The 20,247-nt window shown below is 58.4% G+C and carries 20 protein-coding genes and 3 pseudogenes; 13 read left to right on the plus strand and 10 right to left on the minus strand.

Annotated features, from left to right (window positions below; all coding sequences use genetic code 11):
• Window positions 1–695 precede the first annotated feature (695 nt).
• Entirely contained in the window at window positions 696–1,076 is a 381-nt protein-coding gene (locus tag BFQ00_RS08170) for a RidA family protein (RefSeq protein ID WP_065933143.1), read from the minus strand.
• A 183-nt stretch (window positions 1,077–1,259) separates the two neighbouring features.
• Here BFQ00_RS08170 and BFQ00_RS30385 point away from each other — a divergent pair.
• Both BFQ00_RS30385 and BFQ00_RS30390 read left to right on the plus strand, forming a co-directional pair.
• Window positions 1,260–2,027 (plus strand): annotated as a pseudogene (locus BFQ00_RS30385) (PAS domain-containing protein); the annotation flags it as partial.
• A 111-nt stretch (window positions 2,028–2,138) separates the two neighbouring features.
• Window positions 2,139–2,615, plus strand: a pseudogene (locus BFQ00_RS30390) (methyl-accepting chemotaxis protein); the annotation flags it as partial.
• A 60-nt stretch (window positions 2,616–2,675) separates the two neighbouring features.
• Here the strand turns inward: BFQ00_RS30390 and BFQ00_RS08180 are convergent.
• Complete coding sequence (locus BFQ00_RS08180) at window positions 2,676–3,545, minus strand: isocitrate lyase/PEP mutase family protein (protein WP_065888139.1); 870 nt, start codon at window positions 3,543–3,545, stop codon at window positions 2,676–2,678.
• A 257-nt stretch (window positions 3,546–3,802) separates the two neighbouring features.
• Between BFQ00_RS08180 and BFQ00_RS08185 the strand changes: the two genes are divergently transcribed.
• Window positions 3,803–4,735 (plus strand): cupin, encoded by a 933-nt coding sequence (locus tag BFQ00_RS08185; protein ID WP_065933145.1) that lies wholly within the window; start codon window positions 3,803–3,805, stop codon window positions 4,733–4,735.
• A 1-nt stretch (window position 4,736) separates the two neighbouring features.
• Here the strand turns inward: BFQ00_RS08185 and BFQ00_RS08190 are convergent, their stop codons facing one another.
• Together BFQ00_RS08190 and BFQ00_RS27840 are read right to left on the minus strand one after the other, a co-directional pair.
• Entirely contained in the window at window positions 4,737–5,642 is a 906-nt protein-coding gene (locus tag BFQ00_RS08190) for a LysR family transcriptional regulator (RefSeq protein WP_065933146.1), read from the minus strand.
• 608 nt (window positions 5,643–6,250) lie between these two features.
• A complete protein-coding gene (locus BFQ00_RS27840) occupies window positions 6,251–6,511 on the minus strand; it encodes a metallothionein (protein WP_170827541.1) in 261 nt (86 codons plus the stop codon).
• A 196-nt stretch (window positions 6,512–6,707) separates the two neighbouring features.
• Here BFQ00_RS27840 and BFQ00_RS08200 point away from each other — a divergent pair, with 196 nt between their 5' ends.
• From BFQ00_RS08200 to BFQ00_RS08215, 5 genes and pseudogenes are all read left to right on the plus strand, one after another.
• Window positions 6,708–6,938, plus strand: a complete 231-nt coding sequence (locus BFQ00_RS08200; RefSeq protein WP_065933148.1) for a hypothetical protein — start codon at window positions 6,708–6,710, stop codon at window positions 6,936–6,938.
• Window positions 6,939–7,079: 141 nt separating this feature from the next.
• Window positions 7,080–7,229 (plus strand): annotated as a pseudogene (locus tag BFQ00_RS27845) (zinc-binding dehydrogenase); the annotation flags it as partial.
• A 139-nt stretch (window positions 7,230–7,368) separates the two neighbouring features.
• Window positions 7,369–9,108, plus strand: a complete 1,740-nt coding sequence (locus BFQ00_RS08205) for a hydrogenase maturation protein (protein ID WP_065933149.1) — start codon at window positions 7,369–7,371, stop codon at window positions 9,106–9,108.
• 51 nt (window positions 9,109–9,159) lie between these two features.
• Window positions 9,160–9,810: a dTMP kinase gene (locus tag BFQ00_RS08210; protein WP_065933150.1), complete on the plus strand. Its 651-nt coding sequence runs from the start codon at window positions 9,160–9,162 to the stop codon at window positions 9,808–9,810.
• A gap of 96 nt (window positions 9,811–9,906) precedes the next feature.
• Window positions 9,907–10,206 (plus strand): hypothetical protein, encoded by a 300-nt coding sequence (locus BFQ00_RS08215; protein WP_065897403.1) that lies wholly within the window; start codon window positions 9,907–9,909, stop codon window positions 10,204–10,206.
• 64 nt (window positions 10,207–10,270) lie between these two features.
• Here the strand turns inward: BFQ00_RS08215 and BFQ00_RS08220 are convergent, their stop codons facing one another.
• Window positions 10,271–10,852 carry a CGNR zinc finger domain-containing protein gene (locus BFQ00_RS08220; RefSeq protein ID WP_065933151.1) on the minus strand — a complete coding sequence of 194 codons (582 nt, stop codon included), beginning with the start codon at window positions 10,850–10,852 and terminating at the stop codon, window positions 10,271–10,273.
• 97 nt (window positions 10,853–10,949) lie between these two features.
• Here BFQ00_RS08220 and BFQ00_RS08225 point away from each other — a divergent pair, with 97 nt between their 5' ends.
• Window positions 10,950–11,888 (plus strand): alpha/beta fold hydrolase, encoded by a 939-nt coding sequence (locus BFQ00_RS08225; protein ID WP_083227323.1) that lies wholly within the window; start codon window positions 10,950–10,952, stop codon window positions 11,886–11,888.
• A gap of 159 nt (window positions 11,889–12,047) precedes the next feature.
• On the opposite strand, the gene BFQ00_RS08230 is transcribed toward BFQ00_RS08225, so the two are convergent.
• Window positions 12,048–12,680 (minus strand): helix-turn-helix transcriptional regulator, encoded by a 633-nt coding sequence (locus BFQ00_RS08230; RefSeq protein ID WP_083227324.1) that lies wholly within the window; start codon window positions 12,678–12,680, stop codon window positions 12,048–12,050.
• 184 nt (window positions 12,681–12,864) lie between these two features.
• On the opposite strand from BFQ00_RS08230, the gene BFQ00_RS08235 reads away from it, so the two are divergent.
• From BFQ00_RS08235 to BFQ00_RS08245, 3 genes are all read left to right on the plus strand, one after another.
• Entirely contained in the window at window positions 12,865–13,842 is a 978-nt protein-coding gene (locus tag BFQ00_RS08235; RefSeq protein ID WP_065933152.1) for an ornithine cyclodeaminase family protein, read from the plus strand.
• Complete coding sequence (locus BFQ00_RS08240) at window positions 13,843–14,865, plus strand: membrane dipeptidase (protein ID WP_256536004.1); 1,023 nt, start codon at window positions 13,843–13,845, stop codon at window positions 14,863–14,865.
• A 93-nt stretch (window positions 14,866–14,958) separates the two neighbouring features.
• Entirely contained in the window at window positions 14,959–15,576 is a 618-nt protein-coding gene (locus BFQ00_RS08245) for a TetR/AcrR family transcriptional regulator (protein WP_083227325.1), read from the plus strand.
• A gap of 237 nt (window positions 15,577–15,813) precedes the next feature.
• Here BFQ00_RS08245 and BFQ00_RS08250 read toward each other — a convergent pair whose 3' ends face one another.
• Both BFQ00_RS08250 and BFQ00_RS08255 read right to left on the minus strand, forming a co-directional pair.
• The gene (locus BFQ00_RS08250) at window positions 15,814–16,875 is read right to left on the minus strand and encodes an SDR family oxidoreductase (RefSeq protein WP_065933153.1); all 1,062 of its coding nucleotides are present in this window, start codon (window positions 16,873–16,875) and stop codon (window positions 15,814–15,816) included.
• A 96-nt stretch (window positions 16,876–16,971) separates the two neighbouring features.
• Window positions 16,972–17,886 carry an AraC family transcriptional regulator gene (locus BFQ00_RS08255; RefSeq protein ID WP_207223905.1) on the minus strand — a complete coding sequence of 305 codons (915 nt, stop codon included), beginning with the start codon at window positions 17,884–17,886 and terminating at the stop codon, window positions 16,972–16,974.
• 252 nt (window positions 17,887–18,138) lie between these two features.
• Between BFQ00_RS08255 and BFQ00_RS08260 the strand changes: the two genes are divergently transcribed.
• Window positions 18,139–18,522: a RidA family protein gene (locus tag BFQ00_RS08260; RefSeq protein WP_065888153.1), complete on the plus strand. Its 384-nt coding sequence runs from the start codon at window positions 18,139–18,141 to the stop codon at window positions 18,520–18,522.
• A gap of 128 nt (window positions 18,523–18,650) precedes the next feature.
• Here BFQ00_RS08260 and BFQ00_RS08265 read toward each other — a convergent pair whose 3' ends face one another.
• Both BFQ00_RS08265 and BFQ00_RS08270 read right to left on the minus strand, forming a co-directional pair.
• A complete protein-coding gene (locus BFQ00_RS08265) occupies window positions 18,651–18,983 on the minus strand; it encodes an isochorismate lyase (protein WP_065933154.1) in 333 nt (110 codons plus the stop codon).
• A 28-nt stretch (window positions 18,984–19,011) separates the two neighbouring features.
• Entirely contained in the window at window positions 19,012–20,235 is a 1,224-nt protein-coding gene (locus BFQ00_RS08270; RefSeq protein ID WP_065933155.1) for a histidine decarboxylase, read from the minus strand.
• Window positions 20,236–20,247 lie beyond the last annotated feature (12 nt).

The raw sequence follows: 20,247 nt of genomic DNA on the forward strand, positions 1-20,247 counted from the left end.
CCCGCCGATATAAATGGCGTCGGCGCCATGCAAGATAGCCTCGCGCGCGATGGCAACGTCGCGGGCAGGGCTGAGCAATTCCAGGTGATGCTTGGGCAAGGACATAGTTTTTTTAGTCAGGCTTGTCACGGTCGAGGCGCGCATTGTAGCTGTGAAATGCCTGAGCGGCATCTACCACAGGGCTGTGAGGGCAGCATGTAACCAATGGGGAACCTGATGGGGAACTGAGGGCCGATCAGGATTTTGTGTCGATCCCGGTCCAAATGTGGGAGGGGGCTTGCTCCCGATGGCGGCCTCTGGGCCGACCAGGATGTTGGATTGGACCGAGTACATATCCGTTTCTGCGGTAACGGCTGCAATGGGTTCCGCTTTTACAGCGGCTCACTTTTGAAAAGCGCAAAAGTAAGCAAAACGCTCTTGCCCCACCACTCGGCACCTCGCTTAGGCTCGGTGTGCCCGAACGCAGGCTTGAATCCGTGGGCCGCCGCAATGGGCCATCCATGGCCCAGTGCGGCTAACCCGGCGTCCTGCCGGGTTACCCACGGATTCAAGCCTGCGTTCGGCCAGCGTGGTTTAACGGGGCGCCTAAGATCGAGATCAAAAGCCAGATCAAGAGCGACTCGCTTCGCATCGTGGTTAGGGTTGGGCGCTTCGGGGTAAGCCCCCTCTCACATTTGCTACAGCATCCCCAGGTATCAGGCCTTGGCGGCCATCGCGGTGACTTCAACCCGCATGCCTTTGACCGCCAGTTCGGCAACGCCCACCGCAGCTCGTACCGGCCAGGGCTTGGCGAAAAAGCGTTTGTACACGTCGTTGAACGCGGCGCGGTCAGCCATGTCGGTGAGGTAGATGGTCAGGTGCATCACCCGGTCCATGGAGCTGCCGGCTTTTTCCAGGGCGACTTTCAGGGCTTGCAGGGTGCATTCGCTTTGCGCCGTGATATCGCCCAGTTCCAGGCTGCCGTCGGCGTGGGTCGGGATCTGGGTGGACACCAGGATGCCGTTGAAACCGATCACGTCGGATGAGATGGACTCCGCATCCGGATCAGGGGTGAAGTCTAGATCGTGGTTTGCCATGAAAACCTCTCGCGTAGGGCGTAAACGTTGCCGCGCAGTCTAACCATTGAGGACCTGCGGGTCACGGTAGCCTCCAGCAGTTTTTTTGACGTCAAAAAAGAAAATTCCGTACCGGGTAAAGTCGCTCAAAGCCGCGCCGATAGCGAGTTAGAGACTGATTCTCTGCACGCTGAGGGCGACATCATGTTCAACACGAAACTCAAACAAGAACTGGCGGCCAGGACGGTCGAAGTCGATGAGTACAAAGGACTGATTGCTGCGCTCGAACGCTCCATGGCCGTCGTCGAGTTCGACCTCAACGGCAAGGTGTTGCGTGCCAACGATAACTTTCTGAATTCCCTGGGCTACAGCCGCGACCAATTGGCCGGCAAGATCCATCGCGATTTTTGCTTTCCAGCCCTCACCGGCAGCCCGGCCTACGCTCAGTTGTGGAGCGACCTGCGCGCCGGCAAGTTTGTCTCCGGCACCTTCAAGCGCATGCATAGCAGCGGCGCGACCATTTGGCTGGAGGCCAGCTATAACCCGCTGTTGGATGAGCGCGGGCAGGTGCTGAAGGTGGTCAAGTACGCGCTGGATGTCACCGCCAAGGTCGAGCAGGAAGCCGCCACCCGCAGCAAACTCGTTGCACTGGACAGGGCGATGGCAGTTATCGAGTTCGATTTGAGCGGCCAGGTACTGGACGCCAATACCAACTTCCAGCAGGTGATGGGCTATTCGCTGGCGGAACTCAAAGGCAAGCACCACCGTCTGTTTTGCGAGCCTAGCCTGATCAACAGCAGTGAATACGCCGATTTCTGGCGACGTTTGAACAACGGTGAGTTTTTCACCGGTCAGTTCAAACGACTCGGCAAACACGGCCGGGTCGTGTGGCTGGAGGCCAGTTACAACCCGGTCTACGACGGCGACGGCAAGTTGATCAAGATCGTCAAGTTCGCCAGCGATATCACCGAGCGCGTGGAGAAGTTCGAGGAGGACTCGCGGGGAGCGTCGCGGGCTTATCATATTTCATCGGAGACCGAACGCTTTGCCGAGCACGGCACTCAGGTCATCCAGGACACTGCCACCGAGATGCGCCGCATTGCCGATAATATCGGCGCCTCGGCGCGGCTGGTAGGGCAGTTGGGCGACCGCTCCGAGCAGATCACCGCGATCGTCAACACCATTCGCGGGATTGCCGACCAGACCAACCTGTTGGCGCTTAACGCGGCCATCGAGGCTGCACGCGCCGGTGATCAGGGACGCGGCTTTGCGGTGGTGGCCGATGAGGTCAGGCAACTGGCGGGGCGTACCAGCCGCTCCACTGCGGAAATCGCTGAGATGATCGGCATGATCCTGACCGAAACCCGGGATGCCGTGAGCAGCATGAACGCCACCCAGGAAGGCGCGCAGCGCGGGGTGAACCTGGCCGATCAGGCCGGATCGGTGATTTTGCAGATCCGCACCAGCACCAGCGATGCGGTGCAGGCGGTGAGCATGTTTGCGTCCAAGCTGGACGAGTCGGAGGTTATTCCCAAGGCCGCAGTGGGCTGGGTGGGTTGATGCTGATCCATTAAAAGCGCGCCCCGGTGCTGATCGCCAGGACCAGCACCGGCGCGGTGGTTACTCTTTCACATCCATGAACTCTTCAGCCCACGCCACGTAGCTTTCCGGCAATGTGTAGGTGTGGGTCAACTCCGTGGCACTGAGGTTGGAGGTGCTGTGGGTGAGTTGGCGTTGCGCACGCAGGCTGTCGTAAGTGGCCTTGATCGCGGCAAAGTAGGCGCCATGCCCGGCCACCACAATACGCACGCCCAGGCTGGCCAGGCGCTCGCTGTCATGCAGCTGCGGGTTGCCGTAGGTCACCAGCATCAGCGGTACCGTGAGCTTTTCGGCGATTTTTTCCAGGTGGTCGAAGTCTTTGACGCCGACCATGCAGATCCCGTCGGCACCGGCCTTTTCATAGGCCCGGGTGCGGGCGATCACGTCTTCGGTGGGCAATACGCCGGCGTTGGTGCGGGCAATGATCGACAGTTCAGGGTCGACACGCGCTTCGAGGGCCGCCTTGACCTTGCCGATGCCTTCCTCGACGGAGATCAGATCCGTGGATTTACGCCCGAATTGCGCAGGCAACAGGGTATCTTCGATGGTCAGCGCCGCAACGCCGGCGCGTTCCAGTTCTTCAACCGTGCGCATCACGTTGAGGGCGTTGCCGTAGCCATGGTCGGCGTCGGCAATGAACGGCAACTGCGCGACACGGCCGATACGGGTGGCCTGCTCGACGAACTCACTCAGGGTAATCAACGCGAAATCGGGTGCCGCCAGTACCTGCAGGGAGGCGACGGAGCCGCCGAGGATACCGACCTCAAAGCCCAGGTCAGCGGCGATACGCGCGGACATGGGGTCGAAAACCGAGGCGGTTTCGACACAGATTGGCTTGGCAAGCAGTTCGCGAAAGTTGCGGCGCAGCGCTGAGTGAGAAATCTTGGGCATGTTCTTTCCTGGCTTTGGTCATCGTCAAGTGACGATCAATGTCTATTCGTGGTGGCGCGAGATTACCACGGGACGGGCAGGGGTTTATGACGTTTGAAGGCATGGGATGTGGTTTGGATGTGGTTTGACTGCCCCGTTTTGCACAACTGCTGTGCGGCGTTGGCGATTCATTCACTGGCGCGCGATGCCTATAGTTCATCCACCGGCGCAGTGCTCGACCGTGCTGTGCACACCAGCCCAAGACTGAGGTAAGCCTGATGAACCGTGAATTCGATCCCGCCCTGAGTGCCATCAACCAACTGGACGCCGAGTACTTCGAGTACAGCAAGGCGGCCAACCCCATCAGTGCCAATCTCATCACGCGCATTCCCTACCACAGCTTTCCCGCCGCGCTGTACGACAGCGGCCCCTCGCGCGTGGTCCCGCTGGACCTCAGCGACGCATTGGGCTGTGAAGGCCCGGCGACCGGTCCGGGGCTGTGCGCGAACTTCATGCGGCTTAATCGCGGCGATACGCTCAGCGTGCACCCCAATGCCACTTCGCAGGTGTTCTACGTGATCGCCGGAGCGGGCCATGCGGTTCAGGGCGAGTCCACGATTGAATGGTCCAAGGGCTGCTTTATCGCGCTGCCCGGCCGGCAGGAGGCGCAGTTCAGCGCCAGCCAGGATGCGCGTCTGTACTATGTGCACGATGAACCGTTGTTGCGTTACCTGGGCGTGACAGCCAGCGCCGATCGCTTCACGCCCACCTTGTACCCGGCGGCACTGGCCAACGCGAAGCTGCGCGAAGCCGCCGATGATCCGCGTGCCCAGGACCGCAGTCGCATCAGTATCCTGCTGGGCAACCGCAACTTTCCCCAGACACGCACCGTGACCCATGTGCTGTGGGCCATGTATGGAATCCTGCCGGCCGGGTCGGTGCAAAAGCCCCACCGCCATCAGTCGATAGCCCTGGATTTCATCATTGACTGCCCGCCGGGTTGCTACTCCCTGGTGGGCACCGAGCTGGAGCCGGACGGGCAGATTCGCAACCCGGTGCGGGTCGACTGGGCGCCTGGCCTGGCTTTCGTGACGCCGCCAGGGTATTGGCATGCGCACTTCAACGAGTCCGACACCGAGGCGTTCCTGATTCCGATCCAGGACGCGGGGCTGCAAACCTACCTGCGTGCCCTGGATATTCGCTTCAGCTGAGTCAGTGCCAGTCCGGCGTCTCGCCCAGGCGCTCGACGATAAAGTCGATAAAACAGCGGACCTTGGACGACACGATGCGCTTGGGCGGGTAGACGAACCACACGGCAAACGCTTGTTCGACGCCCTGGACGCGCCATTGCGGCAGCCACACCACCAACTCGCCGGCCTTGAGGCTGCGAGCCACCAGCCAGTCCGGCAACAGCGCGAACCCCAATCCCTGGCGCGCGGCGATCAATTGCGCGTCCAGGTCATTAATCCGGATGCAGTCACCATGCACCAACGACGCTACGCGGCTGTCGGCGACGAAGGTGATATCGCTTACGGCACTTGTGCCCAGTACCGCAGGCACACTGGCAAGATCGGTCGGCGTCGAGGGCAGCGGGTGCTGCATGGCGAATGCCGGACTGACCACCAGGCGGTAGTGGCCGTCGCAGAGTTTGCGCGCTTTCAGCGTGGAATCGGCCAGCGCGCCAATGCGGATGGCGAGATCGACGCCGGTATGAATCAGGTTGACCTGGGCGTTATCCAGCACCAGCTCGACGCCGATCTGCGGGTAGCGCAGGCGAAAGTCGTTCAAGGCCGGGAGGATATGGTGACGGGCAAAGGCCGGCGGCAGGTTGAGCTTCAATAACCCGCGCGGCTGCTGGTTCAGCGCCGACGTCGCCGCTTTGGCGTGTTCCAGTTCATCGAGCACTCGGCGGGCGTGCATCAGGAATGTCTGGCCCCCTTCGGTCAGGTGCAGGGTACGTGTGGAGCGGTTGAACAGCGCGATGCCCAGGTCCTGCTCGAGGTCCTTCACGTAGCGTGAAACGGTGGAGGCCTTGATGCCCAGGCGTTCGGCTGCGCGGGAAAAGTTGTTGCCTTCGGCGGCTTCGACGAAGGCGGTCAGGGCGGCGAAATAATCCAAGGTCGGCCTCAGGGGCAGGGCGGGCAGAGGTGCAGGTTGTGGAGGTTTGCCCCGTGCTGTCAACAGCCAACTGACAGTGGAGATACCCTGTGGGAGGGGCGGTGCGACGATTCGACTTGCCCCCGATGGCGGCCTCTGGGCCGACCAGGATGCTGGATCAGACTGAGTACATATCCGTTTCTGCGGTAACGGCTGCTAATGGTTCCGCTTTTACAGCGGCTCACTTTTGAAAAGCGCAAAAGTAAGCAAAACGCTCTTGCCCCACCACTCGGCACCTCGCTTGGGCTCGGTGTGCCCGAACGCAGGCTTGAATCCGTGGGCCGCCGCAATGGGCCATCCATGGCCCAGTGCGGCTAACCCGGCGTCCTGCCGGGTTGCCCACGGATTCAAGCCTGCGTTCGGCCAGCGTGGTTTAACGGGGCGCCTGAGATCAAAAGCAGATCAAGATCAAGAGCGACTCGCTTCGCATCGTGGTTACCGTTGGCTGCTACGGTCTGGAAAGTTGTGTAGTTACCTATGCCCCGATAGCAGTCAGTCAGGCACCGATGTGCAAGCTGACACACTGCAATCGGGGGCAAGCCCCCTCCCACATTTGGACCGAGGCGTTATCAAGGGGATATAGGGGCGCTGGCCGGGAAGGTTTCTTCGATAGCCTCATCAAGCTGGCTATCGCTGACCGCGCGGTCCTGCACCTTCACACTCGACTCGCAATGGCATTCGGCATTCGGGCACGGCTGTCCGCCTGGATGCCGGTCGGCGCATGCCTGGCTGCAGTAGGCTTTACCGTCGCGTTGATGGTGGGCGGCGTCGCTCACCTGGCACATGCAGCCTGGGCAGGCGCATGGCAAATCCGGGGTGGCGTGGTTCATGAGTCCTCCGATCATCAGTCATGATTGAGCGGTCCACACCTGGTTTTGATCAGCCAAAACCCACGAGTTTTAAAAAAATACCCGGTGCGGGTGATGAACGGTAGATGCGCGTCTGGCGCGGCAAAAAAACGAACCGTGCACACCATCGGCCGTCTATGGTGAAAGAGCGTCTTAACAGCCACCAGGAGGTTTGCAGATGAACGATTACCCAGTGGGCAACACCGATTCAGAAGCACGCAACCGCTCCATCGGCAACGCCATAGGCCTGGCGGCGGACGAGGTCGAGTTGTGGGTCACGTCGGTGGAAGAGGACGGCAGCGGCATGGGCTATGTGCTGACGTTTTCCGCGCGCATGCCCGGCGAAGTCCTCGCCAAGGTAGAGGGGCTGGGCGCCGATCGCACGCTCAACATCGGTCCGATAGACTGAGTTCGGCAATGCGGGAGCAGTGGCCTGGCTAACTGAGCCCCTGCTCGGCAAAAACAGCGACGAGCCAATCCATGAACGCACGCACTTTGGGCGAGCGGTAGTTGCGGTCGGTGGGAAGCAGCGGGACCGGTTCGGGGACGCCGCGCGTCATTTGATCGGATGAATGCGTTTCTCGACACCCATCACATCCGGCCGGTGATCGACCATGTCTACCCGTTTGAACAGGCGCGTGAGGCCTACGAGCACTTGGCACGCGGCCCATTCGGCAAGGTTGTTATCAAGGTCAGCTAAAATATAGTGACCGGCGAGGCTCATCATTGATCCTGATCAGGTGTCCTTGCCGGCCCGCTCTGTAACATCAGGCCTCCATTCAAGACTAGGGACGGTTCAACGCGCGTCCCTGGTCGCGCATCTCAAGGACGAGTCAGCCATGCGATCAATGAAGATCCTTTTATTATCATCGGCATTCAATGGTTTGACCCAGCGCGCCTGGCTGGATTTGCGCCAGGCGGGTCATGACCCCAGTGTTGTCGTGTTCACGGATGAAGCCACGGTGTGTCGGCAGGTTGAAGACTCAGGCGCGGACCTGGTGATCTGCCCGTTTCTCAAGGACCGTGTGCCCCGGCAACTGTGGAGCAATCCGCAGCGCCCGGTGGTGATCATCCATCCGGGCATTGTCGGCGACCGTGGCGCCAGTGGGCTGGACTGGGCCATCACCCGGCAGGTCGGCCGCTGGGGCGTCACGGCGCTGCAGGCGGTGGAGGAAATGGATGCCGGGCCGGTCTGGTCGACCTGTGAGTTCGACATGCCCGCCAATGTGCGCAAATCCGAGTTGTACAACGGTGCGGTGAGTGACGCCGCGATGGTGTGCATCCGCGACGTAGTGGAAAAGTTCGCCAAGGGTTTCGTGCCTGTGCCGCTCGACTACACGCGAGCCGACGTTGTCGGGCGTTTGCAGCCGAACATGACCCAGGCTGACCGCACCTTCAGTTGGTTCGATTGTGCAGCCTTCATCAAACGCAGCATCGACGCCGCCGATGGCCAGCCCGGTGTGTTGGCCAGCCTCCAGGGCGGGCAATATTACCTGTACGACGCGCACCTGGATTCACGCCAGGGGACGCCGGGGGAAATCCTTGCGGTACAGGACGACGCCGTGCTGGTGGCTGCCGGGGATCACAGCGTCTGGATCGGCTCGCTCAAACGCAAGGCCCAGCCAGGGGAAGAGACTTTCAAGCGGCCGGCGCGGCATGTTCTGGCCGACGGCCTGCTTGGTATTCCGGTGCTCGATAGCGCCATCGCCCGCCAGGCATTCAATCCGCAGGCCTATCAACCGATTCGCTACCGGGAGTTCGGTCACGTCGGCGAACTGACGTTTGAGTTCTACAACGGTGCCATGAGCACTGAACAATGCCAGCGGCTGTTGGCTGCGTTGGAATGGGCCAAGGGGCGAGACACCCAGGTGTTGTTGATCAAGGGCGGTCGCGGCAGTTTTTCCAATGGGGTTCACCTTAACGTCATTCAGGCTGCCGAGGTGCCGGGGCTGGAAGCCTGGGCCAACATTCAAGCCATCGACGATGTCTGCCAGGCGATTCTGACCGCCAGGCAACTGGTGATCAGCGGCCTGACCGGCAGTGCGGGCGCAGGCGGCGTCATGCTTGCGCTGGCTGCCGATATCGTATTGGCACGCGAAGGCGTGGTGCTGAACCCCCATTACAAAAGCATGGGACTGTACGGTTCCGAATACTGGACCTACAGCCTGCCACGGGCCGTCGGCAGTGAAGTCGCGCACAGGCTCACCGAAGAGTGCCTGCCCATCAGTGCCCTCCAGGCCCGGCAGTATGGAATGATCCAGGACATCGGCCCCCGTTGCCCACACGCCTTCAGCCTGTGGCTCGCGCAACAAGCCGGCAGCGCGCTGACCGATGAGCGATACCTGCTCGCGCGCACCCGTAAAGCCACGATGGAGATCGAACAGGTTGAGCGCTGTCGCGAACGGGAGCTGGCACAGATGCAGTTGGACATGGTGCAAGACCGCCAACAATTTGCGCAAAAGTGCCGCAACTTCGTACTCAAGCGCAAAACCTGCCGGACCCCGCAGCGCCTGATCGCGGCATGGGCGTTGGGGTTCGAGACCGGGTTGGCGGAAAGCCAGAGAGGGATGGTCGGCTAAGCCAGTCGCGATGCTATGCTTGGCGTTTGGCAACAGGATAACAAGGGAGCTATGAGTCGCCCGCTGTTCGTTTCGCTGGACGGGCCCAAGGGCACCGGCAAGACCACGCTGCTGGAGGCGGTGACGGCAGCCCTGAGGGCCAATCATAATAAGGTCGTCAGGCTGTGCGAAAAAAACAGCGATCCCCACCGGGGTGAAACCATGGGACTGGTCAACCAACTCGTGCGACATCCAAACCCGGCGCTGGAGTGGGCGGTGTGTGAGCGGTTTGCCGACAGCCGTGGCTGGATTTCCAGGCACGTGCTGCCTGAACAGCCCTCTGACAGCATCATCCTGATCGACCGCTGGTATCCGTCCGACGCGGCCTTTCGCCGGCTGATTCCGTTTGCGCAGATTTTACAGCTGAACCTCGACCGTCAGGTGCAGGTGCCGGACCTGCATGTCGGGGTTGTCACCGACCCGCAAATCTCATGGGCGAGGGCGGCGGCACGACGGCGTGGGCTGAACAGTACGGTGCTGCACACGCTGGAAGAGCATGCCGCCTGCACCCATGCGTTTGAGCGGGCGGTTGCCGATCACGGCTGGGTTTTATGCCGCAATGAGGGATCGATCGAGGAGGCGACGAGGCAGGTGGTTTGCGCGATAGAAAATCTGCCGAGTGGGCGCCAGCACGGGGGCCTTCAGGGTAACGCTGAAGCCTAGCTCAAATCATGCAGATCTGGATCCGACGTGTCATTTGGAACGACCCACTCTGCCTGTAAGTCTACCTGTATCTACTCATGGCTAAGGTACAGCGCAATGGATAAGACAATCACCGCCGATAAACTGGCCACTACCGACCTTGGACCCATCAACGAAATATGGCTCGGCGGGACGCATACCCAGCTGTGCCTGTGGCGTGGCGAACAGGCCTTCACCCACGAAATGATGAGCGAGGGCACCCACGATCAGAATATCCGACGCCTGTGCTTGCAGTTGGTCAACCCTGACGATCAAGCCGCCGTCGCCAGCATTGAGGCCATTGTGCGCGAACGCCTGAAAGAAATCGGCAAGGAGGGTGAGTTTTATCCGGCTGAGGAAGCGGACACTCATCAATAAGACAAGGCGCGCGACCATTCATGGCGCGCGCACCGCCTTCACCGGATACGGGCGGCAAGAACGATCAAGGTTTATTCCTGGAACGAAACGCCGCCACTTTCATCCGGTTGCCGCAGGTCGCCATGCTGCACCAGCGGCGGCGGTGTGATTTGCTCAGGTCATGGAACAGCAGCACGCAGTCGTGAGCCTCGCACTGCCGCACGTATTCAAACTTATCGTGAGTGACCAAGGCCACCAGCGCCTCGGCCACCGGCCCAAGCAGGCTGGCCGGACTGCTGTCCCGAGGATAAGTGGCCGCTCGAAATGCCTTCTTCTCCTGTTCCCATTCCAGCCGGTTCACCGGCTGCCCCGCTTCAAGCACCTGGTTGATCACCGCAGGATCGACGGGAACGCCTGTCATTGCGGCATTCACCACCGCCCTTGAACTCGCGCGAAGCGTGCGCGCGAGCGCCAGCAGCCCACTCTGAGCCTGCTGCTCAACGTACTCGGACAACAGCCCCGCTTGCGTCAGCCAACTCATGACGCTGTGATCATCGACGAAGCAGTCATGGTGCTGATCACCCACCCCGTACTCGGAGTTGATGAAATCGAGGGCAAGGTTGTCAGCCAGAAAAAGTGCGCCTGAGGCAGTGCTGTTCGGATTCATGGGGCAGCCTGTAACCAATAAATTATGTTTGACAGGTTACCAAATCCGGGGATAACCTTCAAACACCAACTTTAACGGTTACATAGGAAGCCACATCATGACTCCATCCAACGCCTCCCTGGCCGCTGCCGGGCTCGCTGCCTCCTTGCTGATGAGCAGCGCTGTCCATGCCGGCAACACAGTGCATTACCGCTATGAGCAGGTCGGTGACGTCAAAGTGTTCTACCGCGAGGCCGGCGACCCCAGCGCGCCGACCGTGTTGCTGCTGCATGGCTTCGCCGGTTCATCCTTCATGTTCCGCGAACTCATGCCCGAGCTTGCCGACCGCTATCACGTCATCGCGCCAGACCTGCCGGCCTTCGGCTTCACCCAAGCCCCTGCGCGCGGCGAATACGCCTACACCTTCAGCCAACTGGCCAAGACCATCGGCCAGTTCACCGAGCAGCTCAAACTCGATAAATACGCGCTGATGGTCCACGACTACGGCGCCCCCGTGGGCTGGCGCATGGCCAGTGCCCATCCGGAGCGGGTGACCGCGATCATTTCCCAAAATGGCAACGCGTACGAAGAAGGCCTGGGCAAAGGATGGGCTCCTATCCAACGCTACTGGCAGGCTCCGACCCAACAAAACCGTGAGGCGCTGCGCGACTTCCCAACCCCCGCCTCGATCAAGTGGCAGTACCTGGAAGGCGTGGCCGACCAAAGCGCGGTTTCACCCGATGGCTACACGCTGGAAGGGCTGCAAGTATCCCGGCCGGGCAATGCCGACATCCAGCTCGACCTGTTGCTGGACTACGCCTCCAACGTAGCGATGTACCCGGCCTTCCAGGCGTACTTCCGCCAGTACCAGCCACCGCTGCTCGCGGTCTGGGGAAAGAACGACCCATTTTTCGTGCCGGCCGGCGCCGAGGCGTGGAAGCGCGATATTCCCAAGGCGGATATTCGTTTTTATGACACCGGGCACTTTGCGCTGGAAACCCATGCCAAGGAGATCATTCCAGTGATACGGGCGTTCCTGGACAAGAACCTGCGGTGACCAACGCAACCCCTTTGTAGGCGCGAACTGGCTCGCGAAGAACGTCAACGATAACGCCGCGGCGCAGTCTCACGCGGCGCTCCGAGACTCTTCGCGGGCCAGCTCGCGCTTACGGGTGGAGGAGGGGACAGATGAATTGCCTGGTTCACCTTCAAGTCATCAGTTTTGTTGAGCGCCAGTGGCTGCTCTGGAACGTCGTAAATACTTGTAGACGGTAGCCCGGGATAGCGTTAACAGTTCGCAGATGTAATGGGTTGCATTGCGCAGCGCGAAGACGCCGCCTTTATCCATTTCACCAATCAGCGCCACCATTTCTTCTGACGTCAGCGACGCCAGCGTCACCCTACGGGCCCTCAAAAACTCATCCATAATGGAGTGCGCCAACTCTTGAAAATCTGTGGCGAACAATGCTGCAGGCTTCTCGACTGTATTTTCAAGACCCAAAAATGATGCGGCGATTTCTGCCATCCCGCTCATGACAGTGATGTCGAAATTCACGCACAAGAGCCCGATCTGGATGCCGTCAGGATCTCGGAGCACCGCTGTAACCGACTTTAGCTGCCGGCGATCAAAATTCACCTTTCTATAAGGGCCCGAAACATCGCCATCGAATGATGCCCCATCGTTGATATCCGTCAGTGAACTGTCGCCGACCCGCCGCTGAGAGAACGCATTGAAGATATGTGCAATCTTTCCTGAAGCCAGGTCATGAATAATGACCTCGGCGTGCGGGTCCAGGAGCTTGGCAATCGCCTGGGCGATGCTGATGTAATTATCCAGACGTTTATTCACGGTAAAGTTTTGCCTCGAAAAATACCAAATGTATGCGGAATACTAAATGTATTTTTATGCTAGGGTTAAGCCCGCGTTCACTCAAATGCCTGATTGTAGCGTCATATCCCCGCTGACGGCGGCGAGTCGCCGCTGACCAGCCGGTTAAGTGCAACGCCCGTCTTTAATAGCGATGGAGCAATCGATGCATATCTATACCCAAGCGCAAATCATGAGCGCCTTGCGCCCCAGAGACGCTGCTGCGCTGATAGCAGAGGGGTTCATTGCCCATGCGAACGGGCTTGTGCAGCAACCTGCGGTTCAGAGCTTTCAGTTCCCGGCCAGCAACGGTGACTGCTGCGTGAAGTCGGCCTGGGTGTCAGGAGACGAGGTGTTTTCAGTCAGGGTCTCGGCAGGTTTCTACGACAATCCCGCCAAGGGTTTTTCCAGTAATGATGGATTGACGCTGGTTTTCTCGGCCTTGACGGGGCAACCCGTCGCGTTGCTTCGCGATGGCGGCTGGCTGACCTCGATGCGTACGGCGCTGGCGGGGCAGATCGTGGCAAGGGCTATGGCGCCTTCCAATGTGAGAGGCATTGGCGTGGTCGGTACTGGCGAGCAGGCACGCATGCAACTGGAACACCTGATGCCCGTCACTGCATGTCGACGCTTGACGGTTTACGGTCGTAACCGGCAAGGCCTGGAACACTACCGTGAATTTGCCGAGGTGCTGGGTTTTGATGTTACTGCCACCCAGGATGCAAAGGACGTTGCGACCAACTCCAATCTAATCATCACGGCAACACCTTCTCGCGAAACAATCATAGCGAATGAATGGGTCAACCCTGGAACACACATCACCGCTATTGGCGCAGACAGCCTTGGCAAGCAGGAGCTGGATGTGCGCCTGGTTGCACGTGCAGATGTCATTGTCGTGGACTCAATAGAGCAATGCTGCCAATTCGGTGAAATTTCAGCGGCCCTCAAATCCGGCCTGATCGACAAGGGCAGGCTTGTAGCACTCGGCAGCGTATTGAGCGGTCACGCCATCGGACGGCAGGACGACAGGCAGATTACCGTTGCAGACCTCACAGGCTTAGGCGTGCAGGATGCTCAGATTGCGAAGTGCGCCATGGCATCATTGGCGCACGAGTGGACAGCGAACCGATTGGACGGGGTTTAAATGATGAAGCTTGACCCATCAGGAGTCAGTAAGGCCCCGGCGATTCAATGGGAGGCCCATGCGTGCCTGCCATTGATTCCCGGACAGGATATGTCGCGCCTGAACAGGTACCGAGAAGCCGGCTTTCATCATGTGTCGATCAACGTTGGTATGGATATGACCCCGTTTGAAACCGTGATGCGAACGCTTGCGGGTTTCAGGAGCTGGCTCGCTCAACACCCTGAAGACTTTGTCCTGGTCGCCAGCGTTGACGATATCTACCATGCGCACACGTCTCGAAAGCTTGCGGTCTCCTTTGACCTCGAAGGTTCCAATATGCTGCTGCAGGACCCTGCGATGGTGGCACTGTTCGCAAGCCTGGGGGTTCGCCAAATGTTGCTTGCCTACAACCGCGACAACAGTTGTGCTGGCGGCTGCCATGGTGCAGGTAGCGGATTGACCACCCTGGGACGCAAGGTCGTTCAGAGTATTAATACAGCGGGAATTGTTATTGACTGTTCGCACGCCAGCAAACGCTCAAGTCTTGAGATTATGGAAATTTCGCAGCGCCCCGCGATTTTCTCCCACACCAACGTTAAAGCGGTTTTTGATCACCCGCGAACAATCGATGACGAGCAAATATTCGCCTGTGCGGCTCAAGGTGGCGTCATCGGACTTACAGGCCTAGGCATATTCCTGGGCGACCCATCGGCCTCCGTAGACGCTTACGTTCGACAAATCGACTATCTGGCAGAGCGCATCGGGACGAGCCATATCGGTATCGGTTTGGATACCGAGTTGTACCCCGAGCATAAGGATTTGCCGGAAGGTGAAGAAGAGAACGACTGGTGGCCGATTGAGCACTATGGCCAGATGAACGGACATGTTCAGTTGCAGCCCGAGACACTGGGTGAGGTCGCACACCAATTAACGCGCTTGGGTTATTCAGATACGGATATCCACGCGATCTACGGCAATAATTTCATGCGTATTGCAGAGGCAACCTGGCCAAATTCTGTGCGCGAAAAAACGTCTACACGCTGATCAAGGCCTCAACCCCTACCTTGCCGTCTTCCAGACGCTTGTAACGTCTCAACACCTGTGCTCCACTAACTTTACAGATGGTAGGTTGTAGGTATGCAAGTGAAAAACACAAAGATCGTCGCCGACAAGAGGACCTCAGGCCGTCTGCCGAAGCCCGAGCGGCGTCAGCAACTGCTCGAGACGGCGCGTGTGATCGTCCGGGAGGAAGGTGCGGATCGACTCACGCTGGGCCACCTGGCAGTGCGTGCGGGCGTTTCAAAGCCTGTGACCTACGAGCATTTCGAGACCAGAACCGGTCTTTTGATTGACCTCTATCGTTGGATAGATACCGAACGCATTACCGCGTTTCGCACGCTTATGGCTCAGGAAAATCGACCGGCGAAAGACACTGTATTGGCTTTGGCTAAAGCCTATCTGGCCTGCGGAACCGACCAGGGTGACGAATTTCATGCTGTCGGCGCGGCGCTTGCAGGAAGCGATGAGAAAGCTGGCGTGTACCAAGAGTTAGTTGACGCTGTGATCGACATGTTCGTGGAAGTCTTACGGCCTCACTCAAGCGTTCGCCTGGAATCGCTGGCATTGGCCTGCGGGGCACTGGTTGCGGCGGGAGACGCGCTGACATGCGCCGTTACACGTGGAAAGTGCTCCGTTGCCGAGGCAGAAGAGATGTTTTCGACTCTCGTTGGAGCTGTAGCCCAGGGCAAACGGTAAGAAGAGGTGCCGCTCGACACGGCTGAGGGATATCAGGTTGTATGCCTTTGAGGAGTTAGGGCTTCACCGTATCGAAGCCAATATTCAACCTGTGCGATCAATAGCGCTGGGCACCTCTGGCCGTTTGAAGTCTGCTGTGAGAGGCAACAAACGGCCTGGCGTCTGAAAAACGCTTGGTCAAAATTGAAGTGCGCGCATCCTGCTGGGAATCATCTGAGAATATCTGCTCATGAACGGCTAGGGTATCAAGCGTATCTCGCGTAGTTTGTCGAACACGTCGAAAAATGCCTGATCGCTCGCCTGGTAGGCGGTGAAGCCCATGGCACGGCTTTTCGACATGTCCGTGACCACTTCGATGGGTCGACCCAAGTCTGCATCGGTATGCCATGGGGATATCAGCCGACCGATATCGGATTCCTTCAGTCCGAACTGCGCGACCATTTGCGTCCATACGGCTTGGTCGTCAGCCATCTGCCTGGCAAGGGGGGAGGGTGAAGCGGGATAATCGGCGGCAGGCACGTCGAAGTATTCGGCAATTCGGCTCCACATCCATTTCCAACGAAAGACATCGCCATTCGTGACGTTGAATGCCTGATTGGCCGCAGCCGGCGTAGTGGCCGCCCACAATTGTTGTTTGGCCAACTGCCGTGCATCCGTCATGTCGGTGAGGCTGTCCCACTGCACTGTTGATCCGGGAAATACAAAAGGGCGATGGGTCTGTTTGCAGATCGAGGCATAGACAGCGAGGGTGGTGGCCATGTTCATCGCGTTGCCTACGGCAACCCCGGTGACCGTATGCGGGCGATGAACGCTCCAGGTAAAGCCGTCCTTTGCAGCTGCGGCGAAGAGTTCGTCTTCCTGGGCGTAGTAGAAATTTTCGATGTCCAGACGACCCTGATCCTCGCGGAACGGTGTCTGCGGAAGGCTGCCGTTACCATAGGCTTCGAATGGGCCGAGGTAGTGTTTCAGCCCAGTGACCAACGCTACGTGTTCAACGCTCTTGGCTGGGCGAATAGCGGCCAGCACGTTGCGAACCATGGCCGCATTGACACGAATGTTCTCGGCCTCGGTGGCTTGCCGTGACCATGTCGTAATGAACACATGCGTGGGCTTCAAACCCGCGAGCGCCTGTTCCAGCGAAGCAGGATCCTGAAGGTCTGCCGCCACGGGGATCACGCCTGGCGCTTGCGATGGGTGCCTGGACAGCGCGGCGACCTGCCAGTTGTTGTCGATTAATAACTGAGTGATGGCGCTGCCGACGATGCCGCTGGCGCCGACGACCAAAGCTGTTTGGCTCATATGTTTCTCCTGGATTCAGGTTTGGGAGTCCGCCTGAGTGACAGAGGTTCAACCTGATCTGATCCGCAGGGGCGTCAAAATCGCGGCTCGGAGCGGCTACTGTCTACCGGTCTTGATGTTGACAACATTCTTTCTGGGCGGCTCGCCAAACAGCCGTTTATATTCTCGACCAAATTGATTGGCACTTTCATAGCCGACCATCAAGGCCGCTTCTGTAACATCGCAATCTTCAACCAGCATCAGGCGTTGCGCCTCATCCAAACGCAGACGCTTCTGATATTGCAAAGGGCTGAGTGTCGTTATTTTTTTAAAATATTTATATAAAGTGGAAGGCGCCATATTCAATGTCCCGGCCAATTTATCTACCTGCAACGTTTCCCGGTAATTATCCCGCAGCCACATGATCGCCTGATCAATTTTATTGTTTTGAGAACCGACTGTATTCAAAAGTCGAAGTTGATGTCCAAAGGGTGTCGTGAGCAGTCGGTAGTGAATTTCTTGCGATATTAGCGCTCCTAATGCCTTGGCGTGCTCTGGCTTATCGAGTAATTCAAGCATTCTTAAAAAAGCATCAAGCAATTCCGGGCTGAGTTCTTGTACCGCTGCGCCAACTGCAATGTCGGAATTATATTCGGTCGACGGTGGAATTTTAGCAGCTAATGCAGCGATCAAAGGCCTGTCCAGATCCAGGGAAACTGACAGGTAGGGCATCTCGGAAGTCGCTTCCAGGAGACAACTGGAGACGGGCATGTTCACGCCGGCGATAAAACATGTGTACTCCCCGAATGAAATATCATTGATACCCATGCGGACCCACTTCCTCCCCTGTACTGCGACAATAAGTATCGGCTTGTAGAAGTGGGGTTTTGCCGTGTCTGAATGGTCATAGCGGTGCAGCGTAAAACCCTCGATAGGGGTTGGGAAGCGGCCCTCCTCAGGGAGAAGCCCACGAATCATCTCCCTGAGCGGCACTCGGCCATCTTCAGCCGCAAAACGATAGTTTTCCGCCAATTAGGGCCTCCTTTGCAAGCACAGTGGGATAAGTGCCATATTTACACATTGTCATACGAAATTATGACACATGCAGAACGCGCAGCGTGTTGGAAAAATCCACACGTAGAGGATCAGGCAGTAATCGTGCAGAAACGTGACTATTGTCTTTTGCCGGACTTTGAGAACATGACTAACTTGAAAATCACCTGACCACGTACTTTAATTCATAAACCCACAATCACCCATGCACTAAAATTCGGACTTACTCATATGCCAAGCGCTAATATCGAACGTAAAAATTACCCGGCACTTCCTCCCGCAGTGGGGCCCTATTCGCATTCAGTAAAAAATGGCCACACGCTCTATCTGTCAGGCTTTACTGCATTCGGCACTGATGCTCAAGGGCAAAGTCTTGAAAAACAGGCCAATGCTATTTTGCAGCAGATTAAAACGGTTGCAGTCGAGGAGGGCACCGATATGTCTGCACTCTTGAAAGTGACTATCTTCATCACCGACTTCAGCCAGGCCGGCGAACTGCGCAAGGTGCTGGCGCAGCACTATGATGGGCATCTCCCTGCCAGCTCCCTGGTCGAGGTTTCCAAGTTGTTTTCCCCGGAACTGAATATCGAAATTGAAGCTATTTTCGCGATATAACAGGCGGTAGAGGCGGCGTTGCATGTTAGCAGCGTGCAACCCGCCTCAAACTGGCCATGGAAATGTGTGATACGTGATGTCAATCCCACCCTGGCGGATGGACCTGAATGCACGGGCCTTTCGATGCTTTAGCCGGCGTTTTCCGTACTTTGCTGCGGATAAAGCGCTCGCCAATGTGAAATTTGCTGCTGGATGTTCCAATAAATGATGTGCTCGTAGAGTTTTTCCACAAAATCCACATCGAATCCAGTGTCGACCGCCCACTCCCGGCGGTCCTGCAGCATCGCCGCCACCCGTTCCGGCGCGGGGATCGCTTGTTCGTTGACCTTGAAGCGCACGGCGGCTTTCACGTAACCCAAGCGTTGTTGCAGTGACTCCAGGATCTGACGGTCGAAAAAGTCGATGCCCGCGCGGATGTCGGTGAGGCTTTCGCACGCCTCGGGTGTTTTCAGTGACGACATAGTGTTTGTCTCTAATAAAGGGTTCGTTTCAGATGACGTCGAAGCGTGGACACGCCAGCCGGGCAGCGGCGGGGGGCTGTTCATGGGCGCCTTGACGCGCACGGGCGGCGCCAGTGCCCCAGGCGTTGCTGTCACGCTCGGCGATGACCTCATCAATCAAGGCGTCGATCATGCAGTTGTCGTGATGATGGGGCGTGGTGATCAAGTGCGCGGTGCCACCGGAGATGGCCAGGCAATACTTTTTCGCGATGCTTTCCGACGGGCAGGGAAACACCACGGTGATGGAGTTCTCGTTGCGCCATGCATCGATGCCGGCTGCCTGGAAGCGATCCACGGCATATTGCGCCTGGTCCAGGCAGTGGCGGACACGCTGGCGCCAGTCGGCGAACGAATGGCTGCGCAGTGCCGCCCACATCATCAGCGGCGTGTGGCCATTGCGTGAGCCGCTGATGGTTTTGTCATGGGCCAGGATGTAGTCGACTTCCACGCAGATGCGCGCCACGTTCTTGCGCTTGGCGACCACGATGCCGCACGGGATCGGCGAACCAATCATCTTGTGCCCGGACACGCAGATCGAATCGATGCCGTCGGCAAACGTGAAGGGTTGCGGGTGGTCGACGAAGGGCAGGATCATCCCGCTCAGCGCCGCGTCGGCATGCAGGTAGTAGTCACGCCGGGCAATGCCCGCCAGTTGCAGCCGTTGCTGGATGGTCGCGATGTTGTCCACCGCGCCACGCATCGTCGTGCCGATATTGGCGAAGATGATCGGGTGACGCTCCTGGTCGGCGGCGATCTTGAGCATCAGGTCGTCGTAGTCGATCTCGCCGTTGGGCAGGGATTCGACGGCGCGGCATTTGATGCGCAGCAGCTTGACGATCTTGGCCACCGAGTAATGGGTGTCCCTGGAGTAATACAGGGTGCCGTCCGGGAACAGTTCGCGGGCCAGGTAGCAGCCGAACATATTGCCTTCGGTGCCGCCATTGGTGACGTAGCCCCAACTGTCTTCGAGCGCAATGTCGAACAGCTCGGAGAAGTACGTCATCACGTCCTTTTCAAAGTCGAACGAGTTCAGCACATAGTTGCTGTACTCGTTCCAGTCCCCGCAATTGTTGATCGAAAACTGCAGGAAACGGTGCAACTGGGAGTAATCGAAATCGGCGGATTCGGGGTAGCCGATGTTGAAGTACTGATGGGTCACGCAGTGCTGCCAGAAGTGTTCAAGCCTGCTTTGGTCGGCCTTGGATAAAGTCATCTCTAACTCCTT

The organism is Pseudomonas sp. 28 E 9 (genome assembly GCF_900004785.1).
Classification (GTDB): Bacteria; Pseudomonadota; Gammaproteobacteria; order Pseudomonadales; family Pseudomonadaceae; genus Aquipseudomonas; species Aquipseudomonas orientalis_A.

Coding starts and splice junctions, on each gene's coding strand:
- BFQ00_RS08170 (WP_065933143.1), bottom strand. CDS start 1,076: ATGGCAAACCACGATCTAGACTTCACCCCTGATCCGGATGCGGAGTCC.
- BFQ00_RS08180 (WP_065888139.1), bottom strand. CDS start 3,545: ATGCCCAAGATTTCTCACTCAGCGCTGCGCCGCAACTTTCGCGAACTG.
- BFQ00_RS08185 (WP_065933145.1), top strand. CDS start 3,803: ATGAACCGTGAATTCGATCCCGCCCTGAGTGCCATCAACCAACTGGAC.
- BFQ00_RS27840 (WP_170827541.1), bottom strand. CDS start 6,511: ATGAACCACGCCACCCCGGATTTGCCATGCGCCTGCCCAGGCTGCATG.
- BFQ00_RS08200 (WP_065933148.1), top strand. CDS start 6,708: ATGAACGATTACCCAGTGGGCAACACCGATTCAGAAGCACGCAACCGC.
- BFQ00_RS08205 (WP_065933149.1), top strand. CDS start 7,369: ATGCGATCAATGAAGATCCTTTTATTATCATCGGCATTCAATGGTTTG.
- BFQ00_RS08210 (WP_065933150.1), top strand. CDS start 9,160: ATGAGTCGCCCGCTGTTCGTTTCGCTGGACGGGCCCAAGGGCACCGGC.
- BFQ00_RS08215 (WP_065897403.1), top strand. CDS start 9,907: ATGGATAAGACAATCACCGCCGATAAACTGGCCACTACCGACCTTGGA.
- BFQ00_RS08220 (WP_065933151.1), bottom strand. CDS start 10,852: ATGAATCCGAACAGCACTGCCTCAGGCGCACTTTTTCTGGCTGACAAC.
- BFQ00_RS08225 (WP_083227323.1), top strand. CDS start 10,950: ATGACTCCATCCAACGCCTCCCTGGCCGCTGCCGGGCTCGCTGCCTCC.
- BFQ00_RS08235 (WP_065933152.1), top strand. CDS start 12,865: ATGCATATCTATACCCAAGCGCAAATCATGAGCGCCTTGCGCCCCAGA.
- BFQ00_RS08240 (WP_256536004.1), top strand. CDS start 13,843: ATGATGAAGCTTGACCCATCAGGAGTCAGTAAGGCCCCGGCGATTCAA.
- BFQ00_RS08245 (WP_083227325.1), top strand. CDS start 14,959: ATGCAAGTGAAAAACACAAAGATCGTCGCCGACAAGAGGACCTCAGGC.
- BFQ00_RS08250 (WP_065933153.1), bottom strand. CDS start 16,875: ATGAGCCAAACAGCTTTGGTCGTCGGCGCCAGCGGCATCGTCGGCAGC.
- BFQ00_RS08260 (WP_065888153.1), top strand. CDS start 18,139: ATGCCAAGCGCTAATATCGAACGTAAAAATTACCCGGCACTTCCTCCC.
- BFQ00_RS08265 (WP_065933154.1), bottom strand. CDS start 18,983: ATGTCGTCACTGAAAACACCCGAGGCGTGCGAAAGCCTCACCGACATC.
- BFQ00_RS08270 (WP_065933155.1), bottom strand. CDS start 20,235: ATGACTTTATCCAAGGCCGACCAAAGCAGGCTTGAACACTTCTGGCAG.